Below are 21,924 nucleotides of genomic sequence, written 5' to 3' on the forward strand. Positions count from 1 at the left end.
GTAGGGGGAGTAGGGGGAGTAGGGGGAGTGAGAAAGAATTTTTCCAATGACCAATGACCAATGACCAATGACCAATGACCAATGACCAATGACCAATGACTAATGACCAATGACTAAAGAACTATTAAAACAAGTAAGAGTAATTGATCCTGTTCAGAAAACTGATACCGTAGCAGATGTATTAATTATTGATGGCTATATCCAAGCTGTCGCTCCGCAAATTACAGATTTTAGTGCCGATACTTCTATTCGTGATTGTCAAGGTTTAATTCTTGGTGCTGGATTAGTTGATTTATATAGTCATTCAGGCGAACCTGGATTTGAAGAACGAGAAACTTTAAGTTCTTTCTTACAAGCTGCTAAAGCGGGTGGTTTTACTAGAGTGGGTGTTTTACCAGATACATCACCACCCATTGATAAACCTGCTTTAGTAGCACAGTTACAGCAACAGAGAGATAGAGGAAAAGCTTCTCCCCATTTGCATATCTGGGGAGCAATTACCTTAGATCTAGCAGGTAAACAATTAACAGAGGTAGCAGATTTAGCCGCAGCGGGGGTTGTGGGTTTTACTGATGCTAAACCTTGGGAGAATTTGGGGATAGTCAGACGGATTTTGGAGTATCTTCAACCCTTTGGTAAACCTGTGGCTTTTTGGCCTTGCGATCGCCATTTGGCCGCTAATGGTAAAATCAGAGACGGTGCAGAAGCCTTGCGAATAGGTTTATCTCCCATTCCAGTTAGTGCGGAAACAACAGCAATTGCCGCTTTATTAGAATTAGTCGCGGATATTGGTACACCAGTTCATATTATGCGTGTTTCTACTGCTCGTAGTGTAGAATTAATTGCTAAAGCTAAAGCTCAAGGTCTTCCCATTACCGCTAGTACAACCTGGATGCACATTTTATTAGATACAACAGCTATTAGAAGCTATCACACATCCTTACATTTAGATCCGCCCTTGGGAAACCACCAAGATATGTTATGCTTACGGGATGCTGTGCGAACTGGGATCATAGATGCGATCGCTATTGATCACGCACCTTATACTTATGAAGAAAAAGTTCAAGCCTTTGGGGAATCACCACCGGGGGCAATTGGTTTAGAATTAGCATTACCCCTGCTTTGGCAAAATCTCGTCACCACTGGAGAATTTACAGCTTCAGAATTATGGCGCGTTTTGAGTCATCAACCAGCAGCTTGTTTGCAACAAGAAGTTAAAGCCATTCAAGCCGGGGAAATAGCCGAATTAACTTTATTTAATCCGTTGCAAACTTGGCATATAAACAAGGCAAATCTCCAGACACTTGCTTATAATACTCCTTGGTTTGGTCAAGAAGTTACAGGTCGGGTTGTGCAAGTTTGGTGTCATACTATACTAAATACGGGTGAGATTTAAACTTTTGCCAAATGACAAAGAACCCAGATCTGTAGGGGTAAAGCAAGAGCTTCATTGGTGTCAACTTAAGCTCAAATCCCTACCACACCTCGTTCCTAGTCTCTGACTAGGAATGTAGTATAATTTAAATTGAGGCTGCGGAAAGTAAGATTTTAAGAATAATTGACCGCAGATAAACGCGGATAAACGCCGATGAATACGGATGATAATTATTCTGAGCAGTTTCATATAAAATTGGTATAATCTATTTTAGTACATCAGAACTATATTAATACTCAATGTCTGATTTAATTCTGTTTTGGCATCGTCGAGATTTACGCATTTCTGATCATACAGGACTAGCTGCGGCTAGAGAAAAAAGTGCGAAGATTGTAGGTGTATTTTGTCTAGATCCCCAAATTCTCCAAAGTGATGATATTGCCCCCGTTAGGGTAGAATATATGATTGGCTGTTTGCAATCTCTTCAGGAAAGATATCAGCAAGCAGGTAGTCAATTATTAATTTTGCAAAATGATCCTGTGATTGCAATTCCCAAATTAGCAACAGCATTAAAAGCAAAAGCCGTATTTTGGAATTGGGATGTTGAACCCTATTCCCAAACACGAGATTTAGCAGTAATTGAGGCTTTGGAAACTCAAGGAATTGAATTTCTTAACGACAATTGGGATCAGTTATTGCATTCACCAACAGAAATTTTTAGCGGTGCAAAAACTCCCTATACTGTTTATACTCCTTTCTGGAAAAATTGGATTACTAAATCTAAAGCTAAACCAGTTAAAACTTTAGCAAATCTGGAAAATTTAACAGCGGAAGAACAAGAAATTTCTCAACTCACAGGAACTATTAATTTACCTTCTGCCGCAGATTTAGGTTTTATTTGGGATGCAGAATTAATAATTTCTCCCGGAGAATTAGCAGCACAAGAAAAATTAGATAATTTTGCCAAATCTGCTATTAATGAATACCAAGAACAGCGGAATTTCCCCGCAATTGATGGTACATCTCAATTAAGTGCCGCTTTGAAGTTTGGTGTCATTGGTATGAGAACTATTTGGCAAACTACGATAGAAGCACTGGCAAATAGTAACAGTGAAGAAGTAAATGCCAGTATCCAAACATGGCAAAAGGAATTAGCATGGCGGGAATTTTATCAACACGCTATGTACCATTTTCCAGAATTAGCTAAGGGTGCATATAGAGACACTTTTAAAACCTTCCCTTGGCAAAATAACGAAAAGTATTTTCAAGCTTGGTGTGAAGGAAAAACCGGCTATCCTATAGTAGATGCCGCCATGCGTCAATTAAATGAAACTGGCTGGATGCACAACAGATGTAGAATGATTGTTGCCAGTTTTTTGACTAAAGATCTAATTATTAACCCCCAATGGGGAGAAAAATATTTTATGCAGAAACTCATTGATGGTGATTTATCTGCTAATAATGGAGGCTGGCAATGGAGTGCTTCTAGTGGTATGGACCCTCAACCATTACGGATTTTTAACCCTGCGAGTCAAACCCAAAAATTTGATGCCGAAGCAGAATATATTCGTCAGTGGATACCTGAATTGCGTTATGTATCTCCAGAATACTTGGTAACTGGGAAAATTCCCCCGTTAGATTATTATGGAACAAATTATCCCCAGCCCATTGTTGATCATAAACAACAGCAAGCTCTGTTTAAGCAATTATATCAACAACAAAAGACTATTGGATGAAATATTATACCACAGGTGCGGGTTAAGTCAGAGTTTACAAAAGAAGGGAACAGGGAACAGGGAACAGGGAACAGGGAACAGGGAACAGGGAGCAAATAAGAAACAAAAGTTGCACCAGTTTAAAGCTCAGTCAAAAAAAGGATGTTTTTAAAAGATGCGTAGCACGAAAAAAACAGCACTTCGACACCGCTCAGTGACCGTGTCATTATTTCAATCTCATGTTTTTAAACATGAGTTTTTCCTGTTCCCTGTTCCCTCTCTCAACGAGTGAATTTAATTTTGTCCGACTACTTACACTGTTAGGGAACACCAAAAAATAAATTGCCCAATTTTGTGGGATGGGCATCCTGCCCGTCCTTGATGATTAGCGGGCAATTCGTCCCGCACCACAAGAAATTTTTGGGTATTTTTTTAATTGGAAGTCCCTTAGGTAGTAAAAATTCTCTCTATGCCAGAATAAACGTTAAATCGTTCCCCACGCAGAAAACCAATTAAAGTAATACCAAATTCCCGCGCCATAGACACAGCTAAACTACTAGGAGCAGACACAGAACAAACAATAGGTACTCTAGCCGCTATAGACTTCTGTAAAATTTCAAGACTAGAACGTCCGCTAACCATAATAATATGATTATGAAAAGGTAAATCACAACTTAATAAAGCAGTGCCAATTAATTTATCTAGAGCATTGTGTCTGCCTATATCTTCTTGTAAATTTAAAAGTTGTCCTTGCATATCGAAAACCGCCGCAGCGTGCAACCCCCCTGTAGCATTGAAGACACCTTGAGCAGCCCGCAACTGATCAGGTAGACTGTAGAGTAACTTAGGTGTCACCATCATTTCAGCAGCAATCATCGGATAACCCCGCAGCCTCAAAGCCTCAATACTGGCTTTACCGCAGACTCCACAGGCACTATTGGTGTAAAAATGTCGTTCTAAAGGTTGTAAGTCTACAATTAACCCTGGACGTAATTCTACATTAACGATGTTGTAGCGTTGTTCACCATCAATATTTTCATCTACACAATAGCTGATGGTTTGAATATCTTGTTTACAACTAATCACACCTTCATTATAGAGGAAGCCAGCCGCTAAAGCAAAATCTGCCCCTGGGGTACGCATGGTAATAGCTACGGTGCAACGTGAGGAGACTAAGCGAATTTCTAACGGTTCTTCAGTGGTGAGATAGTCTTGTCGTAGTCGCTTTTTACCATTCTCGACTACCCAGACTGGCATTTTGATTTTGCTTTTATTGAAGGTTTTCATAGGACCTCGCGGTAACCAAATTAAGATTTATTTGGCTGAAGGCGAACAGCAACAGCTTTATACTGGGGACACTTAGATTGGGGATCTAAATGAGGACCAGTGATGCGATTGGTGTGGGTTTCTGGGTAGTGGAAAGAGAGAAACAAAGTTCCAGGAGCAATGCGTCGAGACTTCTTGACTTTAACTTGGATACTTCCCCAACGACTTTCGAGATTGACTTGCTCCCCATCAGCAATGTTTTCCTGATCAGCATCTCCAGGATGAATTTCCAGGACATCTTCAGGAACTAACTCTTGGTTCGCCGTGCGACGGGTCATGGTACCAACATTATAATGTTCCAGCAGCCGCCCAGTAATTAAAAGGAACGGATATCCTTTGACCCCATGTTCAGGACTGGGTACGTAGTCAATCGCCACCAATTGCCCTTTACCTCCCATAAAGCGATCAGCGTGTACCGTAACCGTTCCTGGATGGTCAGGAGAGGGACAAGGCCATTGTAAGCCATCCCCTGCCAGACGAGCATAGCTGACACCACCAAAATAGTGGGGTGCAACCTGGGCAATTTCATCCATGATCTCTCCAGGATGTTGGTAATGCCAATTAGCTCCCATTTTCACGGCAACATCACGGATAGCTTCCCAGTCAGGTCGTGCTTTTCCGGGAGATGGTACTGTGGGTCTAACATATTGAATGCGCCGTTCAGCATTGGTAAAAGTTCCCTCCTGTTCTAAAGCGGCGGCGGCGGGTAAGATAAGGTGAGCATAGCGGGCTGTTTCACAGAAGAATAAATCCTGGACTACCATAAAATCTAGGTTAGAGAGTGCTTTCCTGACGTGAGTTTCATTCGGATCGCTTTGAACCATATCTTCCCCCTGACACCAGAGAGCGCGGATTTCGCCCCGTGCAGCAGCATCAATCATTTCCTGGCTGGTCAGTCCCGGTTGTTCTGGTGGTAATCCTCCCCAAAGTGGTTCTAAACGCCGCCGCAGTGCAGGATCATTTAACGGTTGATATCCGGTAATCAAGTTAGGCATACTGCCCATATCTGCATTACCTTGAACGTTATTTTGTCCTCGCAAGGGCAACATTCCCGCACCTTCGCCGCCAATACTACCGGTGAGCATTCCCAGGTTACATAGGGTGATCACAGAAGCAGTCCCTTGGGTTAATTCCGATAAGCCAAGACCATGCACAAATAGGGTTTGACCATAACTACCGATTAACTGGGCAGCTTCCCGGATCAGGTTGGTTTCAACAGTGGTAATACTGGCGATTTCATCGAGAGAAAGATGATTGACAAAGGCGCGAAATTCCTCATAGCCTTCGACACGCTCGTTAAGATAGTCGTGGTTGATCAAGTCTTCTGCAATTAAGACTTTGGCTAAGGCATTCAATAAAGGAACATTTGTCCCAGGGAGAAGTTGTAGGTGTATATCTGCATATTCTGCCAATTCAATGCGACGCGGATCAATGACCACCAGCCGCGCACCCTTTAGCACCGCTTGCTTGATTCTCGACCCAATGACCGGGTGCGCTTCCGTAGGGTTAGCTCCAGCAATGACGATACATTTAGCTTTTTCAATATCGAGATAGGACGCAGTGGCGGCTCCGGCACCAGTTACCATTTGTAGGGCGGTAGCGGTAGAGGAGTGACAGACTCGCGCACAGCAATCAATATTATTTGTGCCGATGATAGTGCGGAACAGTTTTTGGAGGAGATAGGCAGCCTCATTAGTCGAGCGTGAAGAGGTAAAGACCCCTAGTGCATCCTTGCCATATTCTGCCTTAATTCTCAATAATTCACCGGCGATCAATTCAATGGCTTCTTGCCAAGAAATGGGTTGAAATTCCTGACCAACCCGCTTAATGGGTTGAGTCAGGCGTTCAGAAGAGTGATGGTAAGTATGAGCATAGCGTCCCTTCAGGCATAAATGTCCATGGTTGACCACGGCTGTGGGAACGCCAGTAATCTGTACTACTTTTCCTTGGGCTGTACTTACTTCCAGACGACAACCCACCCCACAGTAACCACATACTGTCTGAGTCACTGTTTCGATGTGAGAGGCTGTAAAGCGATTGCGATCGCTAATTGCCCCTGTAGGACATTGATCTACACAAGCACCACAAGCTACACAAGGGCTTTCGGCAAAACTTTTTCCTGCACCAAAAATCAGATGGCTTTCTGAACCCCGACCGGCAACACTATAAACGAACTGCCCCTGGATTTGTTCACAAGCATTTAAACAAAGACGACAGGTGATACAGGTATTAGGATTGAATCTGAGGTAGGGATGACTTTCATCTACCTTGGCAGGGTGAGCGTTGGCAATGGCTGTTAACTGATAATCTTGAAGCAACCGAGTAAACTTAGTTTCTTGTCCATTACCTTGAAAAACAGGTTGCTCATTATCTAGGTAAAGGGAGAGAATATCCCGCCGCAATGCCTCCAGTTTGGGTGTATGAGTTTGAATTTTCATGCCCGCTTGGATAGGGGTGTGACAAGCACCCAAAGGACGGTTTTTCTGGTTACTTTCTACCAAGCACATCCGACATCCCCCTTCCGGGTGCATTCCATCAGCGTAACAGAGAGTAGGAATTTCCATACCCAGTCGTTTTGCTGCTTGGAGAATAGTTTCACCGTCTTTGATGTCAACAATCTGTCCGTTAATCTTTGCCTGTGGTGAATTCATGATCCTCCTACTCCTGACTGAAAAATCCGGTCTCCGAAATGTTCAATCATCTGGCGCATTGGATCTGGCATATATTGTCCAAAGGCACAGAGGCTTCCTTGTTCTATTACCTCAAATAGTCGTTCCAGTTGCGATTGGCATTGTGGTTGATGGATTTGATTGCGTACCAAATGCCAAGCCTTTTGAGAACCTAAACGACAGGGAACACATTTACCGCAGGATTCATCCTTCATAAACTTGAGCCAATGTTCTAACAAGGCGTGATAATCTGTACCTGCTGGCAGTGCCACTATGCCCCCATGTCCTAACTGAATCCCCTGTTCAGCCATTGTTTCATAGCAAATTGGCACATCCCACAGATCAGGAAGTAACAGACTGCCCATTGGACCTCCCAACAATACCGCTTCTAGGGGTTTACCATCAGCACCGCCCCCCGCTTCGGTAATTACTTCTCTCACGGTAGTTCCAAACTCTACTTCCACAATCCCCGGACGGGCAAAACCATGATTTAAACAGATGACTTTGGTTCCAGAACTAAATTTTGTGCCTAAAGCGGCATAAGCCTCAGCACCTTTTTCGAGAATAGGGGCAATATTAACTAGGGTTTCTACATTATTAACTACGGTTGGTTTGCCATAGAGTCCTGCTTCTGTCGGATAAGGAGGACGAATTTGCACTTCGCCTCGTAACCCCTCAATCGCATTCAGCATGGCAGTTTCTTCGCCGCAGACATAGCTACCCATGCCAGGGAAAATGGAGATTTCAAAGGGAAAAAATCCCTGAGAACCAAAAATACCAGCAGCACGGGCTTGGGCGATCGCCTCTCGCATCCGTGCGATCGCTTTGGGGTATTCGGAACGAATAAACACAATGCCTTGATTTGCGCCTACTGCATATCCACACAGCAGTATTCCCTCAACAACCCCATGAGGATCGTTTTCCATGAGTACCCGATCAATGAAAGAGCCTGGATCGCCTTCATCACCGTTAGCAATAACATAACGTGGTTCTCCCTTGGCTTGGGCGCAACTCCGCCATTTCTTGCCTGTGGGGAAACCTGCGCCCCCACGTCCCCGTTCACCAGCGCGTTCTAAGGTGGATAAGATATCTTCTGGACTACTTTGAAGGGCTTGCAAAAATGTCGAGTAAACTCCTGCATTTCTAGCTTTTTCTAACTGGGAATAGTCATCTCCTAAACGGACCGTAACTAGGGGTTCTTGGGCAAGACAGCGCACAGAAAGCTGAGGTTGTTCAACCTTTGATCCTGAACATTTATCTGGTAAATTTCGGGCTTCCTGGTGAAATAATAGCCGATCTTGAGCATCTAACACGGCTGGTGAGCGATCGCAATATCCAAGACAGTAAGCTACTTGACACTTTGAATACTTCTGGAGGTTGTCATATAAATTACCTGAACCAGCCAGCATACAGGATGTTCCTTGACAGACTCGCGTCGAAACCTGATGATCCTGCAAATCAGCGTAATAGGAGATTACACCTCGTACTGTTGCTTCTGGTAATTTTACCTGCTCTGCCAATGCTTTGATGTCCGATGTCTCAAGAGCAGTTTTCTGAGAACGAAGATAGTCGTGGATCTGTAACAGAGGTGATGTCTCGCCGTTGTAAGTTTCCCAGTAGCGTCTCGGCATTTTCATAATCTCAAGTAAATGAACTTTGTTGAGCCATTGTTCTGGCTTTTATAAGGGAAATGCCGAAAACCCTTGAAGATGTAGCTGACTTAGGAAGCTACATCTGTGCTTTAGACAAGGGATGAAGGCTAGAGGCAGGATAAATCCTGCATTGACATTAATTTAAAAATTTGAAATAATTTCAAATTTTAATCCATATTCGTGATATGATTAATTTGTCAGCAAAGACATTAAAAACCTACCGGGGGACTCTCGGAAAGTTACGCTTGTCAGTTCGGCTTCGCTCACCGCAAGCAGAGATGATTCTGCCAGTAATGGCAAACAGGATCAGGGCAAGAACCGTACATCTAAGGTAATACCTGAAAAGCGGATATTATTCGAGCAGTTGTCTTGACAATTATTCGATTAAGAATCCCCGCGTCTTTAGACCGGGGAGTGTCAAGCCCAGAAAAGTCTTCCCAGACCATTAAAAATAGAAGCAATAGCCACCACTAATCCCCCAGCATCATCAATGGCTATAATGAGTTGCTCAGGTGATAAACTACTGTTAGCTAGGGGACGAAAAAGTTCTTTACCAATGGGAGAAAGCTGAGAGATTAAACCAATCCCTGCTGTCACATTTAAGAACAGCATTGTCCATTCCAGCCACCATTGGGTCGTATGAATGGCTTCTTCAAAAGTAAAGGGGTCATCATCAGGAGTGGCATCTGCTTGAGAATTCGATTGAACTGGCAATTTACAATGGGGAGGGTTGTCAAAAAACATAGCTGCACCAACTACCAAAACCAAAAAGATGACACCCCAGATATAGAGGGTAGTAGGTACTCCCCAAGCAGCAATATTAGTTGGTGCTACCCTCCCCATAAAAAAAGCACCAGCACCGAATCCCATAACGGCTAAACCAGTAACTAAACCTCTTTTGTCGGGAAACCAGCGAATAAGAGTGACAATCGGGGTAACGTAACCGAAACCGTTCCCCAAACCTCCCAAAAGTCCATAACCCAGATAGAGAATCAGGATGTTTTCCGTCTGAACTCCGATTCCCCCAACAATCGTTCCTATCCCGAACAGCAGTCCGCCTAGTGTAGCAATTAACCTTGGACCTTTTTTATCTACTAGAATTCCTCCAAAGGCTGCTGCTAGTCCAATCATGCCAATACAGATCATGAAAGTAGCAGAAGTTTGTACTTCATCCCATCCGTGATTGGCAACGAGGTCGTTTTTAAAGACACTCCAGGCATAGACAGTTCCCAAGCATAACTGGATGATGACAGCGGCAATGGTGATCATCCAACGTTTTCTTTCAAAATGTTCTAATAACCTTTGCTCAGATGGATTAATGGTCATCGCTATTACGCTTCCTCTCTGGCAGGACTTTCACTGTAATTGATTATTGCTCGCTGTTTCTACCCCTCGTAATTTGGCTAAGGTATTGTGATATGATGAGGTGTATTTCCCATAAGGTTTCAACCCAGTGTGATGAAAGAGCATTAGGCAACCAGAGAAACTTTTTTTATCGTGCCAAATAGTTTTTTGCTCCGCATCCCAAAGAGGATAGACAAGACTTTAATATCTTTAACGGATTGACAATTTTTATAGTATATGATATGGAGGATATCCATTGGTGACAAGTTAAAGCCTTGACACTCTCATTGTCTACCCAACACGGCTTAATTATTTGATTCTCCGGGTAGGGGTAAAGTCAAAGCTCACAGGTGTCAACTTAAGCTCAAATCCCTACCACACCTCGTAACCTCGTTCCTAGTCTCTGACTAGGAATGCAGTTGATGAGGCTCTGCCTCTAAGGGACTTCCAATTAAAAAAATACCCAAAAATTTCTTGTGGTGCGGGACGAAAAGCCCGCTAACCATCAAGGACGGGCAGGAAGGATGCCCATCCCACAAAATCGGGTAATTTATTTTTTGGTGTTCCCTAATATCATTGAAGGCAGAGCCTTCTGGAATTAATTCCCAGTCTCTGACTGGGAATGAGATGACTTGAGTTCTTTGCGGGATAGAGGTTTTAAGTTAAGCTGACACCCTAAGAGTGAGACGTGGGGCTTCTGTCGGGATAGCTAAACCAAGGATAGTCAGGAAATTATACTCAAAACAGTTGGGACATGGACTTTTGTAAAATCACGAAAACCCTTATATATCATATTGTTTTTAATGGCTCAGGTCAGATTTGAACTGACGACCCCAGGCTTATGAGTCCCAGAATAAAGCCAACTATATCAAGAGCTTCAGGTTGTTACATTCTATTTCATAGTCAACTAATAGTCAATACCTTTATTCCAAAGGACTTATACAACCCCCTTGAGGGAATCTTGACACTGTAGAAACCAAAGCTTAGAATTTACACAGGCTATAGTCCCCAAGTCAAATTGAAAGCGGAATGTTAGTAAACTTTGACTTAACTCCACTTAGTTCTCTAAAACCTGAACTCCTTTATTGATTACTAATAGACTTTCTACTTCCCTTTTTATAGCCTCTTCTTCTTTAGGAAAGTTATCACCATATAAGCTTATATAAGTATCTCCTTGATTATTCATAACCCTAATAGCTATGTAACTATGATCTTTTGTATAGACAATAAACCTGCCATCATACCCTACTCTATGTAGAGACTTGGCATTATACAATTCATACTTAACTTGACTACCCTTAGAAAGAAGAATACCAAAAATCCCCTTACCTAAAGCATTGGGGTTGTTTTGTAAGCATCTAAGGTATTTGTAAGTTCCTCTGTCTACTATTAATACTTCTCCTGTATCTAGTAAAACTGCATTAGAGTTAGCAGCTACTTCTATTTGGATATCAAACTCAGAAAACTTCCTAATTATAGTTTCCTTAACAGGTTCCTCTTCTTTAAATTGTAGACAGTCATTTGGTCTAGCACTAGCTGACTGTGTAGCGGCTAGAAGTATAGCTGCTGAGATTAAAAGTGAAGTGACAAGTGATTTCATTTAACTTACCTGGTAGATGTAATCTTATGATACCCACGTTAGTAAGTAAAATCTCACTATAAAAAGTACATAAATCTTAACATTATCCTAAGCAGCCTTGATACCTGAAAACTAAGTAAATAAGTGTTTCTATAATTTTCACAGCATATCATCCTCTTGTTGACAACCTAACTACACCCCTGCTATTGTCTAAAAGGTTGCAATCATTACAAAACCCAAGGGTTGACTGTGATTAAGTTTACTCCCCTTGTACCAGCAGTGTAAAGGTTGACTGTGATTAAGTTCACGCCCATTACATTGTTACCAATAAGACTGATGTGTTGTGGTATCTCAGGAAACTACAGCCACAGATTTACCTGGGTAGATTGCTAAAATCAAGCATTCTCAGGCTCTTATCTCTCTAAGAGTCTTGTCTTATTGTCCTTCACTATGGAGTAAAAATTTCTATGGCTAATGTTACCAGAGAGGCTTTTGATAAGATTGATCTAGGTATGTGGGAGGCAGAGGTTAAGGAAATATTTGGTGATCCAGATGATGATAATCATGAAGATTGGGCAAACTTTATTCCTACAATTTTGATATGGGAAAATCCAGATGGCTCTAAAGTACAAGTAACTTTTTCACATAATAAAGTTACTGAAAAAAAATACATAGAAAAAGAAGAAAATTTAGAATAAATCTGTGCCTATCTGGTATACACTCCGTCCATGTTGAAAAGTGGATATTTTCCTATACCAAAAACTATAGGTTTCAAACTAGACGGGGTTTAGTAACAAATTTATTTGAGGAAATCACCAAAATAAGTCTTAATTAAATTATGGAATTTCTAGTTGCAAAGGTTGTTGGGCGATTACTTCTATTTATTTTAATCCCAATTTGCATAGCTGGTTTTGGATTTGCTGCAATTTTTTTTGGAGAAATATTTATAAGACTACCCAAGCTAGTGAGGTATTTTGGTTACTCTTTTATGGGATTACCAATGATGTATGTGTCTTTACAATTATTATTTGAAAGAGAGTTTGCTGCTGCATTATTAGGGTTCATGATAGAAGGATTAATTCTAGGGGTGTGTTACCGCATGGAAGAATTTGAGGTTAAACAACGCTGATAAAAGAAGTCCTCAATCTTGAAAACTCAGGTACTTCCTGTTCCTCTAAATTGCACAGCATATCATCACCTTGTTGACATCTTCAGTATGCCATTGCTACTCTTTAAAAAGTTGTAAGAATTACATTAAGGATATTTGTGAATAAGATAAGCAAAACAATAAAATTTATACTGTTATCTGTTATTGTTTCTTCATGTTCAATATTAAATAATGTTGCCACAAAGGAAGAATTTGATAAAATTAAGAATGAGATGAGCTACGAGGAAGTTATTGATATTATGGGTGAGAAACCAAGTGATGATAACTCTGAGCATTGGGCAACTTACGTTCCTACTGTTTGGATATGGAAAAATATGAATGGGTCTGAGGTTAGAGTTTCATTTTCTGAAGGTAAAGTTATCAGTAAAAGCCAAAAAGGTTTATAGATAGTTTTACGCATTATTTGTACCATATTTCTTCATTCAGATAAAATACCAATTTAAGGAAAATTATGCAGTCAAATACACCACATAAAGAATACCAAGATATTGATCTTCAGCTAATACTAAGATCAGGGGATTCCTTTCTACCAGCACAAACAATCAAGTGTTCTCTGTTTTGTATTTACTCTAAGCCTTTTTCTCCTTACCCAGGTATTATCCAATGTGAAGCTATGGCTAGAATTGATCAGAGAGATATACTGGCGTTAGAAAAAAATGGTTATGTAATGCTAGAACCTCAAACTCAAAGGCGTGCCAGTTTTATTCATGAAGGGATAACTTGGGATGTTTATGATTACACAATGCACCAAGAAAATAAGAACTCACAGAGTATTAATTTTTTGGATTTCCATTTAAACAAAAACACAAACCCATAATAACAATAAAGTGTGTGGCTTAGATGCACTAGGTGATCAAGCAAGCTATCACAAGTAATACAACTCAATAAGGTAAGAAATTATTTCCCAGATGCAGGTAGCTACCAAGTTAGTGAGCGATCGCATTTGGGAACTTACTAAAAATCTCACTTAAATAGCCCTCCACATTGAAAACTCAGGTACTTTCTGTTGCTCTAAATTGCACAGCATATTATCCCCTTCTTGACAACTTAATTACACCCCTGCTATGGTTTAAAAAGTTGCAATCATTACAAATTATGTTACAAAAAGGTCAACTCTACCGAGTGCAAGATAACTTTATGCTTGATAGCTATTTACTGTACAAAGGTACAATTACACTGAGAAGTAACAATAAACTTATATACATCTTTGAAGAGTATGAAGATGATCTACAAGATTGGGGAGCAGCAGAAATAGATTTTGATGAGGACAGAATGAAACAACTAACCATTACTCCTTATTAAGCAAGTAAATTTTATACTCATAATTTGGTTTAAGTTTGTGCTGTTGACATCTTGCCAGCTAGAATTCTACAAATTAGTGATTAAATTCGCATACTTTTTTACATTAATAAAATTAACTAGGGTGTTATGGAAGAAAAAGCTCCTTTATTAAATTTTACCTGTGATCTTAAAACAGTTGACAAATACTCAATTGCACTAGTGGAGGCTTTCCAAAAAGAATATCGCAAATATCTGAATAAAATAAGTCATGAAGATATAATTAAATTTCAATCTTTTAATTTTTTAAATCAACAATATTTTGACAGAACTGATATTTTTAGTCAGGATGCTATAAATAACTGTACTGCTGTAGAATTTTTTTTACGTTTTGCTAACAATCTCAGTCAAAATTATCATGAGTCTGCATTAAAAGGTTACTCTATTGAGCAGAGATTTACTGAGATGACTCAATATACAACTTCTTTATTATCCCAATCTCAAACAGGTAAATTTAAGGCTGAGAAGTACCTTAGTTCAACAACTTTTGGAATATATGAAAAGAGAGAAGAACGAGAATTAAGATATTATTATTGGATCGCTAGTTTAGAAACAAAACTTCTTGTTGAAGTTATCTTAATAATTAAAAAAGTTAAGGGTGAAGTTGATTCACCTCCCACTCAAGTAAATACACAAAATAGTTATTCACAACCAAACTCCTCCAGTGATTGCTTTGTGGTAACAGCTACTTTTGGTACACCTTATGCTAAAGAAGTTATTAAGTACCGCCACTTCAGAGATAAATATTTATCCCAATATTTATTAGGGCGTATTTTTATAGATTTATATAGTTTTTGGGGACCTAAATTAGCAGCAATAGTCAAGAAAAATCCAAGACTGAAGCTTGCTATGGCAAAAGTATTAGGTGCTGCCTCTCAGATGTTACCTGAAGTTAAAGATTATAAGTTGAAGTAAAAATTCTTACATCATACTTTTGAGTAGCCTTTAATATTGAGAAATAAGGAAGTTATTATGGTAATAATATATATTGTTCTGGTATTTTTAAGCCTAGTTTTGGCTGGAGTAAATATAGAAGTTTTCTTCTTTTTGTCTTACGATTTAGGAAACGTAATCAGAGGTAGGTTAAAGCTTAAAACTTTTATCAAAAGAACTGTTTTAGGTTTGCTTATTTGTCTAGTTTGTAATTTTGTGTCAGTAATTCTAACAGGAGAAATTGGGTTTAGATTTTCTGTTCTTTTCTGGTTAGGTCTTCCAGTTTTTCTTATAGTTGGATTAATATCCAATTTAATTATAGGACAGCAATTTAAGCCAAGTATGCTATATGACATAATAACAGAAGTAATAAGTAGGCAAGAGAGAAACAGACTTTAAATATTGTAAAACTAAGTAGCCCTTAACATTGAAAACTCAGTTACTTCCTGTTCCTCTTCACCCCACAAATCATCACCATATATTAACAACTAAAAATTATAAAATTAAACACTTTATCATTAACATTAGCTATTAGCATATCCACCTTATTTAATCTTACTTCCAAAGTAGAAGCTCAATTAGCTCCTCTTAGTATGGTTGCTGATTACAAAAGTGAAGAAAATATATCTTTTAATATATATATCCCTTCTAAATATCTCTCAGATAAGCCTTATGAGGGCATTCTCTCATGGTTAGATGTAGCATTTGCACAATCCTATGGAATTGCTTTTGACCATTGTAATGCTGTATTAGGTGGTTATACAAGGGCTGATAATTATAAATTTGTCTTTAGATTTTATTCTGAATACAATAAACAAAGTGTACTTGAAAGAAGTCACTCCCTCTCATGTGGTAAAGCCAGAGAATTAGCTGCTACTTATGGTTTAGTTGCAAAAAGAAGACTGCACTATGGAAGTAATTATAATCCTTATGTATCTACACTGAAGTTAGATACTAAACCTAAAATTATTAAATTTAAAAATTTGATTCAGTCAACTTTTAAAGATAAATAATTATCCTTACTGTGCAGAAGTTGTAAAGAAAGAAGCTAAAGTTTGTAAGCATTGTGGTAATCAATTGAATTAATGAATTTTCTCATTTATATCAGGATAAAAATATGAAACCCATTAAACTTTTTGTTGTTTCTCTATCAGTATTATCATTTTTATTTACCACCAATAACGCTCTTGCTCAACAGAGAAATGTAAAAAGCTCCTGCCGTCTTCACACAACTGCTGGTATTATAGGTAAAGGTAGATGCACCATCAAGACTTATATGGAAGGTGATTATATTATGGTTGTAGTTTACAAATCTTGGGATAAAAGACCTGATAGGTTAAGATTAACTAATAACCCAAAATGCACTCGATGGATACCGTTTCCTTCTGAAGAAAACATTGTTACCTGTCTTGTAGAAATGAAACTTGAAGAAGAACCTGATTGGGGTGTAGGATTTGCAGGAGAGTATGAAACCAATGGTAAAAAAGAATTTGTTTATGGTGTTGGAGGTAGTGGTTATGCTTTCTATTATAATGGACCTCTTCCTAGACCTTGATTTCAAATTTTTACTCAATCAGACTAATCATCTTAGCTAACTCTAGATACTCCTTAGCCATTTCCTCTACATTTTCTTTAGTAATGTTTCCATCCTCTACTATAGCCACATCTACAAGCCCAACTGAGGTTTGTACTCTAATAGCCATATCAAAGTAAAGAGTGTCATCTATTCCTAACTTATAGCTTCTAGCAACAAAGTATATACCCTTCTTACCTAAAGGTATTGTCTTCATATACTGCTTCTCAGCTTTATATATATGATAGGAACTGATTTGAGTAATATATGCTAACTCTTGAACTAAGCTAAATGCCTCTAATCTCAGGTGCTTTATATATTGAGAATAAGATAATTTAGCCCCTATAAATCCCATAACAAAACTAGCTTCTCTTGCCTCTTTCAATAACAACTCTAAACTAACTAACTCAGCTAATATTTCAACTACCCTATCTATAATGGTTTGATTATAATCAGAACTTAACTGAGTGCGTACTGCGTCAGAAAAGATTGAATGCCCTGTTAACAATTCAATCTTCTCAATTTGATTAGAATTAAGCAGGGTCATTATTTATCTTATTGAGTAATATTTAATAGAGCAGCAACACCTTTATTGCGAGTGTGTACTTTTAACTGAGGTTTACAATAAAGAGCATAGTTTTCAGCATCAGGGTTGCTAGAGGGTAAACTTGTGATAGCAAACTGCATATCATTTACAGATTCAGTGTTGTTTTGACCAAAACTGTACAAAGCCACTTCAGGCTCATTCACAAAGAACATAGAATTAGCAGGGCAGTAAGGGTCTTGAATGATAGGACGACCAGCATAAGTTACCCCACTAAATCCCAAATCAGCTTGACCACCAGGAAGTATGTTGTTGATAGCTACATTAGCAGCAAACAATAGTTTATACTTAGCTACAATTTCAGGTGTAGTATAAATTGCGGTGAAATTACCACCCTTACGGGCAATCCCTACTTCCATATCCAGCAATAATCCAGCAGTCAAAGCTCTGTTAGAACCATTGGTAGATGTAAAGCAAGACCAAGCAGTGTAAGTACCAGGATCAATACCAGCATAAGCAGCATTAGCTACCACCGCACCTAAACCAACTAAACCAGTACCAGTGTAAACATAACCACTCATAGACTCCATAATTGCCCTGATACCTGATTGGATTTCAAAACCAAACAAGTCACGCAGAACACCCTTACCAGCATTTTTAGCCTCAGCAATATCTTCTTTTTGCAGTTGAAAAGAATGTCTCAAGCGGTTAGCACCAATAGCTAAAAAAGCTCCAATAACAGCATCTTCAGTATAAGCAGACACAGATGTAGTAGTAGCCTCACCAGTTACACCAGCACCACCAACATTAGCATTCCACTTAATTGACTTTTGACCAGTTACTTTCTTAGGTAAGCGGCTTAACATTGGGTATTGATTAAGTTGCAGACTTGCAACTTCTTCTTGAACCACCAACTGCAAACTTTTAATAGCGTCAACAACAATTGCCATAATTATTTAAATTATTTTTAATTTATTTAGTATTTTTAGAATGAATCAAATAAAGCATCAGCAGCCTTAACTTTTTGATTAGTGTCTACATTAATAGATTTAGCTTCAGTAGAACCTGAGCCATTTACACCAGAAGGAGGAAGATAGAACTTACCTTCATCTGTAGTTAAATAAGTATTTAGAGCATCTTGTAAAGTTACAACATGATCACCTTTCTCCACATACCAACTACCATTTTCTTCTTTCAAGTAATCCCCATATTCTAAAGAAATTAACTTCTGAAGTGCAGTAGTATTCAATGTCCTAGAAGCAGCAATAACTTGAGTAATAGCTTGAGACTTTTTAGCAGTGAAAGCTTCTTTATCCTTCTGAGCTAATTGTGATTGTAACTCACCCAATTGTTGTTGAAGAGTTTTTAAAGTCAGCTTACTAGATTCTTCTTCAGATTCAATATCATGAGATTGAGAATTCTGAATAAGCAAAGATTTTTTAATTTCCTTTGTTAAACTAGCCGCTAACCCTTTATTAGCAGTAGTAACCTGAATCATTAACTCATCTTTCAAACCAGCAATAGAAGCATATATAAGAGCTTGAATTTCTTCTTGAGACATATAAAAATTATAATCCTTTGATTAGGTATCTACCTTTATAGTTGATAGTAAACTTATCTGGTTTATGGCTAATCCAGTTGCCCTACATATAATAATTGTCCAAACTTATTGTTTAGTTTTTATTTCTCTCTTAATTTGCTCTTGTTGATAAGCAGAAAGATTACCAACAAATAAATTAATTATTTGCTCATAAATAGATTCAAAAGAAGTAGGAGTTAGATTATTCTTCAAACTTTCTAAATTCAGTTTAGCAAGAGAATCTGCTTTAGAAATTAAAGAATCCAAAGTGTCAATTTTAAAAGAATTTAGCCCAGTTACCGATATTTTTTCAAAAGGAATACCTTGAGATTTAGCAACTAACTGAAGTAAATCTTGATAAGCATCTACAATAAACTCACCAAAAGCTTTTAATATAACTTCTTGCTTATGAAAATCTATTTCTTTAGATACTCCTGATTGAGCAATAACACCTTTAGATGATGATACCCCTCCCAAAGTAACCAAATCTCTTACTTGGTCTTCTATTTGGCTTAAAGAATCCATCATAAAAGGAATAATATGACCTTTAGGTTCACTCCATTCAAATTTATCAAGCTCAACTGTATACTGTAATCCAGTAGGAATAGGTTCTTCATTTACATAACTTTCATCTAATGCTGAATCAGACTTTTGAATAGTTTTATAAAATCTTTGGAAATAAGCAAAAGTTAATAAATCATATTTTGAGCAATCAATTCGCAAATGCTCCAAAGCTTTATGAGCAGCTTGGTCAGCTATCCACATTTCATCAGGTAACTCTAACTTGAGAATAGGTATAACACCAAATTTATGCTCAATAACTTCTCCCGCAAGAGGAATAGTAGTATCATCATTAACAAATTCCCCTGCTACAGTAGAGATATTGCCATATTTATCTAATTCTACAAAAGCTTCATAACGTGCAATATAAGTATCATCAATAAAAGTCCATATAACTTTTTTCTGAGAAATAGCTAAAGGATTAGAAGTATCTTCCACAATCTGTCTAACTTTAACCCAGTCAAGTTTACCCTTAGTCTCCGACCAATTAACAACTTGAAAAGGTGAATAATGAATTACATAAGGTCTAATACCCAAAAACTCCTCTTGAGATTTATTTTGAATATCAATATTCAAGTAAGGCTTATCTACATGAAGATACAACTTTTTAAATTTTAAAAGCTCCCTAAAAATCAGAGCTATTAAATTCTTTTCTGACCTACCAGCTAAATTAGTATCCTCCCTAAAAGCACTCCAAAAAGCAGAATTAGTCTCCTCTTCTATGCCATTAATAGTCAAAGTAGCATTACTTAATTTAGAAGCCTGCTCATTGATAGCAATGCTTAAAATATTTAAGTAAGTAAATTTATTAATTCTAGCCTCATATACCGCTAATTCTTCCCCTGGTCTTGGAAGTAAAAACTGTTTAATAGCAGCCTTTAATTTGTAACCCCCACTAACAAGTAAATCAATTTCCTGCAAAGCAGGAAGCATTCTTGTATAATCAGAATGTTGAGATTCTAAAATAGTTAACTTTATTTTATTTGGATACATATTATGATTTTAATTTTAATGTTTTATTCTGTATAGATACATACAATAAAGCAATTACATATCTAGCCGCATCAATTAAGTGGTCTGATTGACAATCAGCAGGTTTATTCAATAGATTTCCATCTTTATCAGATGCCCTGTGATAATCTTGAAACTGAGATTTAACTTCAGTTAAAGAACTATTAATAAATAAATTATTTTGATAAAAGAGGTTATTAATTATCTCAATAGAACTCATCACACCTAATTGACTTCTACTCACTTGAACTGCCCTCTTCAGCCCAGAAATATCTTGTTTATTTCCTAATATTCTTGCTGACTTAATAGCAGCAGGTCTATCATCTGGTACTATAAAAGCCGGATTAGTATCACCCCAATCACAACCAATATAAAAACTAAGGTCAGAAGGAATATTACGAATATTACTAATAAAGTGACTATCATTTAATTGGTCAAATAATTGCCCATCAAAATCTTCCCAGCTTGCTTGAAATTCTTGTCTGTATGATTTTGGAGGCATCTGAGACTTAGCAATTCTTAATTGAGACTTAGGAAAGTGAGGATTATCTTTAGTATAAAAATTAAAATAAGCCCATTCTTTTAAATCTTTAATCTTTTGATAAAACTTATATAAAGGATGACTTCTACCTTTTGGAGTAGCACATAATAGAGCTTTAGAACCTGGAGTATCTGATAACGCAGGAAATATAGTATTATCCCAAATACCAACTTTTATATCCTGGAACTCATCAACAGCAGCAAAGTAAATCTTTAATCCTCTTAATCCATCTCCATCATCTTCATTTGTTCCTCTTAAAATAACATCAGGCTTATTACCTTTAAAAGATATTCTTAGTTCTGAATTATTAATACTCTGTACAAAAGGTGCATTCTTTAACATACCTTTTAAAGCCTTCCAATGTACCTGTCTAGCTTGCTTTAGAGTAGGCATGGCAATTACTACAGTAGGAGGAAAGTTAGGGTCATAAGGTTGATTAAAACTTAATGCAGCCACTAATGCTTCAGTTCTTAATTCATGAGACTTACCAAACCGCCTACCACAAACTAATAACTTATAAGGTTTATCACATAAAAATATCTTCTTTTGATTTACATGGAGATTAATATTAAATGTACTATTTTTAGAGGTCTTCATCAGTCTCTAACTCCTGATAATCAGGGTGATTAGGAGGTACTGAGTCACCTATAATGACAGGACAATTAATAGTTTCATTAGTTTCCTTTCCTACCTCATTTCTGATTTCTTTAAGAGCATTTAAAGCTAGTGTAAAATCTTTTTTATTAATGGTAATTGCAGTACCTTTAGCAGTTTGTACTTCATGGGGAGAGCCTTCAATTGATTTATGAACTAACTCCTCAAGAATCACTAATCTATTGATTTTATCTGTTAAATTAATTAACCCTACTCTCTTAGCAAGTGCATAAGTTAAATCCTCAGAAGATTTGGTTTCTGCTATTAAAGGTCTAATTCTCCTCAATAAAGTTTTTAATTGTTTGTGAGAGAGTGGTGTATTAAACTTACTCTCAAATAAAGACTGCATCTGTTCATAACTT

Annotated in this window: 22 protein-coding genes; 11 read left to right on the forward strand and 11 right to left on the reverse strand. The window is 38.0% G+C overall.

The annotated features are described in order from the left end of the window. Positions 1–109: 109 nt before the first annotated feature. The gene (locus AN486_RS15015; RefSeq protein ID WP_053538181.1) at positions 110–1,396 is read left to right on the forward strand and encodes a dihydroorotase; all 1,287 of its coding nucleotides are present in this window, start codon (positions 110–112) and stop codon (positions 1,394–1,396) included. 278 nt (positions 1,397–1,674) lie between these two features. After that, on the forward strand, positions 1,675–3,111 hold the full coding sequence (locus AN486_RS15020) for an FAD-binding domain-containing protein (protein ID WP_290601345.1): 1,437 nt from the start codon (positions 1,675–1,677) through the stop codon (positions 3,109–3,111). Positions 3,112–3,537: 426 nt separating this feature from the next. Here the strand turns inward: AN486_RS15020 and fdhD are convergent, their stop codons facing one another. From fdhD to AN486_RS15045, 5 genes are all read right to left on the reverse strand, one after another. Beyond that, positions 3,538–4,347 (reverse strand): formate dehydrogenase accessory sulfurtransferase FdhD, encoded by an 810-nt coding sequence (gene fdhD, locus AN486_RS15025; RefSeq protein WP_367142440.1) that lies wholly within the window; start codon positions 4,345–4,347, stop codon positions 3,538–3,540. Between the two features lie 50 nt (positions 4,348–4,397). Continuing rightward, entirely contained in the window at positions 4,398–7,067 is a 2,670-nt protein-coding gene (gene fdhF, locus AN486_RS15030) for a formate dehydrogenase subunit alpha (RefSeq protein ID WP_290601348.1), read from the reverse strand. Then, positions 7,064–8,716, reverse strand: a complete 1,653-nt coding sequence (locus AN486_RS15035; protein ID WP_190382682.1) for an NADH-ubiquinone oxidoreductase-F iron-sulfur binding region domain-containing protein — start codon at positions 8,714–8,716, stop codon at positions 7,064–7,066. The genes fdhF and AN486_RS15035 overlap by 4 nt, the downstream gene beginning before the upstream one ends. A gap of 438 nt (positions 8,717–9,154) precedes the next feature. Then, positions 9,155–10,063: an MFS transporter gene (locus AN486_RS15040; RefSeq protein WP_053538186.1), complete on the reverse strand. Its 909-nt coding sequence runs from the start codon at positions 10,061–10,063 to the stop codon at positions 9,155–9,157. A 1,075-nt stretch (positions 10,064–11,138) separates the two neighbouring features. Continuing rightward, a complete protein-coding gene (locus AN486_RS15045) occupies positions 11,139–11,681 on the reverse strand; it encodes a hypothetical protein (protein WP_053538187.1) in 543 nt (180 codons plus the stop codon). A gap of 446 nt (positions 11,682–12,127) precedes the next feature. Between AN486_RS15045 and AN486_RS15050 the strand changes: the two genes are divergently transcribed. From AN486_RS15050 to AN486_RS15090, 9 genes are all read left to right on the forward strand, one after another. Then, positions 12,128–12,358 (forward strand): hypothetical protein, encoded by a 231-nt coding sequence (locus AN486_RS15050; protein WP_053538188.1) that lies wholly within the window; start codon positions 12,128–12,130, stop codon positions 12,356–12,358. Between the two features lie 140 nt (positions 12,359–12,498). Continuing rightward, the gene (locus tag AN486_RS15055; protein ID WP_053538189.1) at positions 12,499–12,789 is read left to right on the forward strand and encodes a hypothetical protein; all 291 of its coding nucleotides are present in this window, start codon (positions 12,499–12,501) and stop codon (positions 12,787–12,789) included. 137 nt (positions 12,790–12,926) lie between these two features. Continuing rightward, positions 12,927–13,214 carry a DUF3862 domain-containing protein gene (locus AN486_RS15060; protein WP_053538190.1) on the forward strand — a complete coding sequence of 96 codons (288 nt, stop codon included), beginning with the start codon at positions 12,927–12,929 and terminating at the stop codon, positions 13,212–13,214. A gap of 65 nt (positions 13,215–13,279) precedes the next feature. After that, positions 13,280–13,645 carry a hypothetical protein gene (locus AN486_RS15065; protein ID WP_053538191.1) on the forward strand — a complete coding sequence of 122 codons (366 nt, stop codon included), beginning with the start codon at positions 13,280–13,282 and terminating at the stop codon, positions 13,643–13,645. A gap of 278 nt (positions 13,646–13,923) precedes the next feature. Then, a complete protein-coding gene (locus AN486_RS15070; protein ID WP_199924381.1) occupies positions 13,924–14,130 on the forward strand; it encodes a hypothetical protein in 207 nt (68 codons plus the stop codon). A 126-nt stretch (positions 14,131–14,256) separates the two neighbouring features. After that, positions 14,257–15,081 carry a CFI-box-CTERM domain-containing protein gene (locus AN486_RS15075; RefSeq protein ID WP_053538193.1) on the forward strand — a complete coding sequence of 275 codons (825 nt, stop codon included), beginning with the start codon at positions 14,257–14,259 and terminating at the stop codon, positions 15,079–15,081. Between the two features lie 57 nt (positions 15,082–15,138). Then, the gene (locus AN486_RS15080) at positions 15,139–15,498 is read left to right on the forward strand and encodes a hypothetical protein (RefSeq protein ID WP_053538194.1); all 360 of its coding nucleotides are present in this window, start codon (positions 15,139–15,141) and stop codon (positions 15,496–15,498) included. Between the two features lie 194 nt (positions 15,499–15,692). Continuing rightward, positions 15,693–16,112: a hypothetical protein gene (locus AN486_RS15085; RefSeq protein WP_290601354.1), complete on the forward strand. Its 420-nt coding sequence runs from the start codon at positions 15,693–15,695 to the stop codon at positions 16,110–16,112. Between the two features lie 104 nt (positions 16,113–16,216). Further along, positions 16,217–16,654: a hypothetical protein gene (locus AN486_RS15090; protein WP_053538196.1), complete on the forward strand. Its 438-nt coding sequence runs from the start codon at positions 16,217–16,219 to the stop codon at positions 16,652–16,654. Between the two features lie 10 nt (positions 16,655–16,664). On the opposite strand, the gene AN486_RS15095 is transcribed toward AN486_RS15090, so the two are convergent. The 6 genes from AN486_RS15095 to AN486_RS15120 all read right to left on the reverse strand — a co-directional run bounded on the left by AN486_RS15095 (position 16,665) and on the right by AN486_RS15120 (position 21,911). Further along, positions 16,665–17,219, reverse strand: coding sequence for a hypothetical protein (locus tag AN486_RS15095; protein ID WP_290601356.1), 555 nt, complete (start codon positions 17,217–17,219; stop codon positions 16,665–16,667). A gap of 8 nt (positions 17,220–17,227) precedes the next feature. Beyond that, positions 17,228–18,166 (reverse strand): phage major capsid protein, encoded by a 939-nt coding sequence (locus tag AN486_RS15100; RefSeq protein WP_290601358.1) that lies wholly within the window; start codon positions 18,164–18,166, stop codon positions 17,228–17,230. Positions 18,167–18,201: 35 nt separating this feature from the next. Then, positions 18,202–18,777 carry a hypothetical protein gene (locus AN486_RS15105; protein WP_290601360.1) on the reverse strand — a complete coding sequence of 192 codons (576 nt, stop codon included), beginning with the start codon at positions 18,775–18,777 and terminating at the stop codon, positions 18,202–18,204. A gap of 105 nt (positions 18,778–18,882) precedes the next feature. Further along, positions 18,883–20,349, reverse strand: coding sequence for a hypothetical protein (locus AN486_RS15110; RefSeq protein WP_290601362.1), 1,467 nt, complete (start codon positions 20,347–20,349; stop codon positions 18,883–18,885). A gap of 1 nt (position 20,350) precedes the next feature. Beyond that, positions 20,351–21,505 (reverse strand): hypothetical protein, encoded by a 1,155-nt coding sequence (locus AN486_RS15115; protein ID WP_290601364.1) that lies wholly within the window; start codon positions 21,503–21,505, stop codon positions 20,351–20,353. Next, complete coding sequence (locus tag AN486_RS15120) at positions 21,492–21,911, reverse strand: hypothetical protein (RefSeq protein WP_290601366.1); 420 nt, start codon at positions 21,909–21,911, stop codon at positions 21,492–21,494. The genes AN486_RS15115 and AN486_RS15120 overlap by 14 nt, the downstream gene beginning before the upstream one ends. Positions 21,912–21,924 lie beyond the last annotated feature (13 nt).

This window comes from Anabaena sp. AL93 (assembly GCF_001672085.1).
GTDB classification, from domain to species: domain Bacteria; phylum Cyanobacteriota; class Cyanobacteriia; order Cyanobacteriales; family Nostocaceae; genus Dolichospermum; species Dolichospermum heterosporum.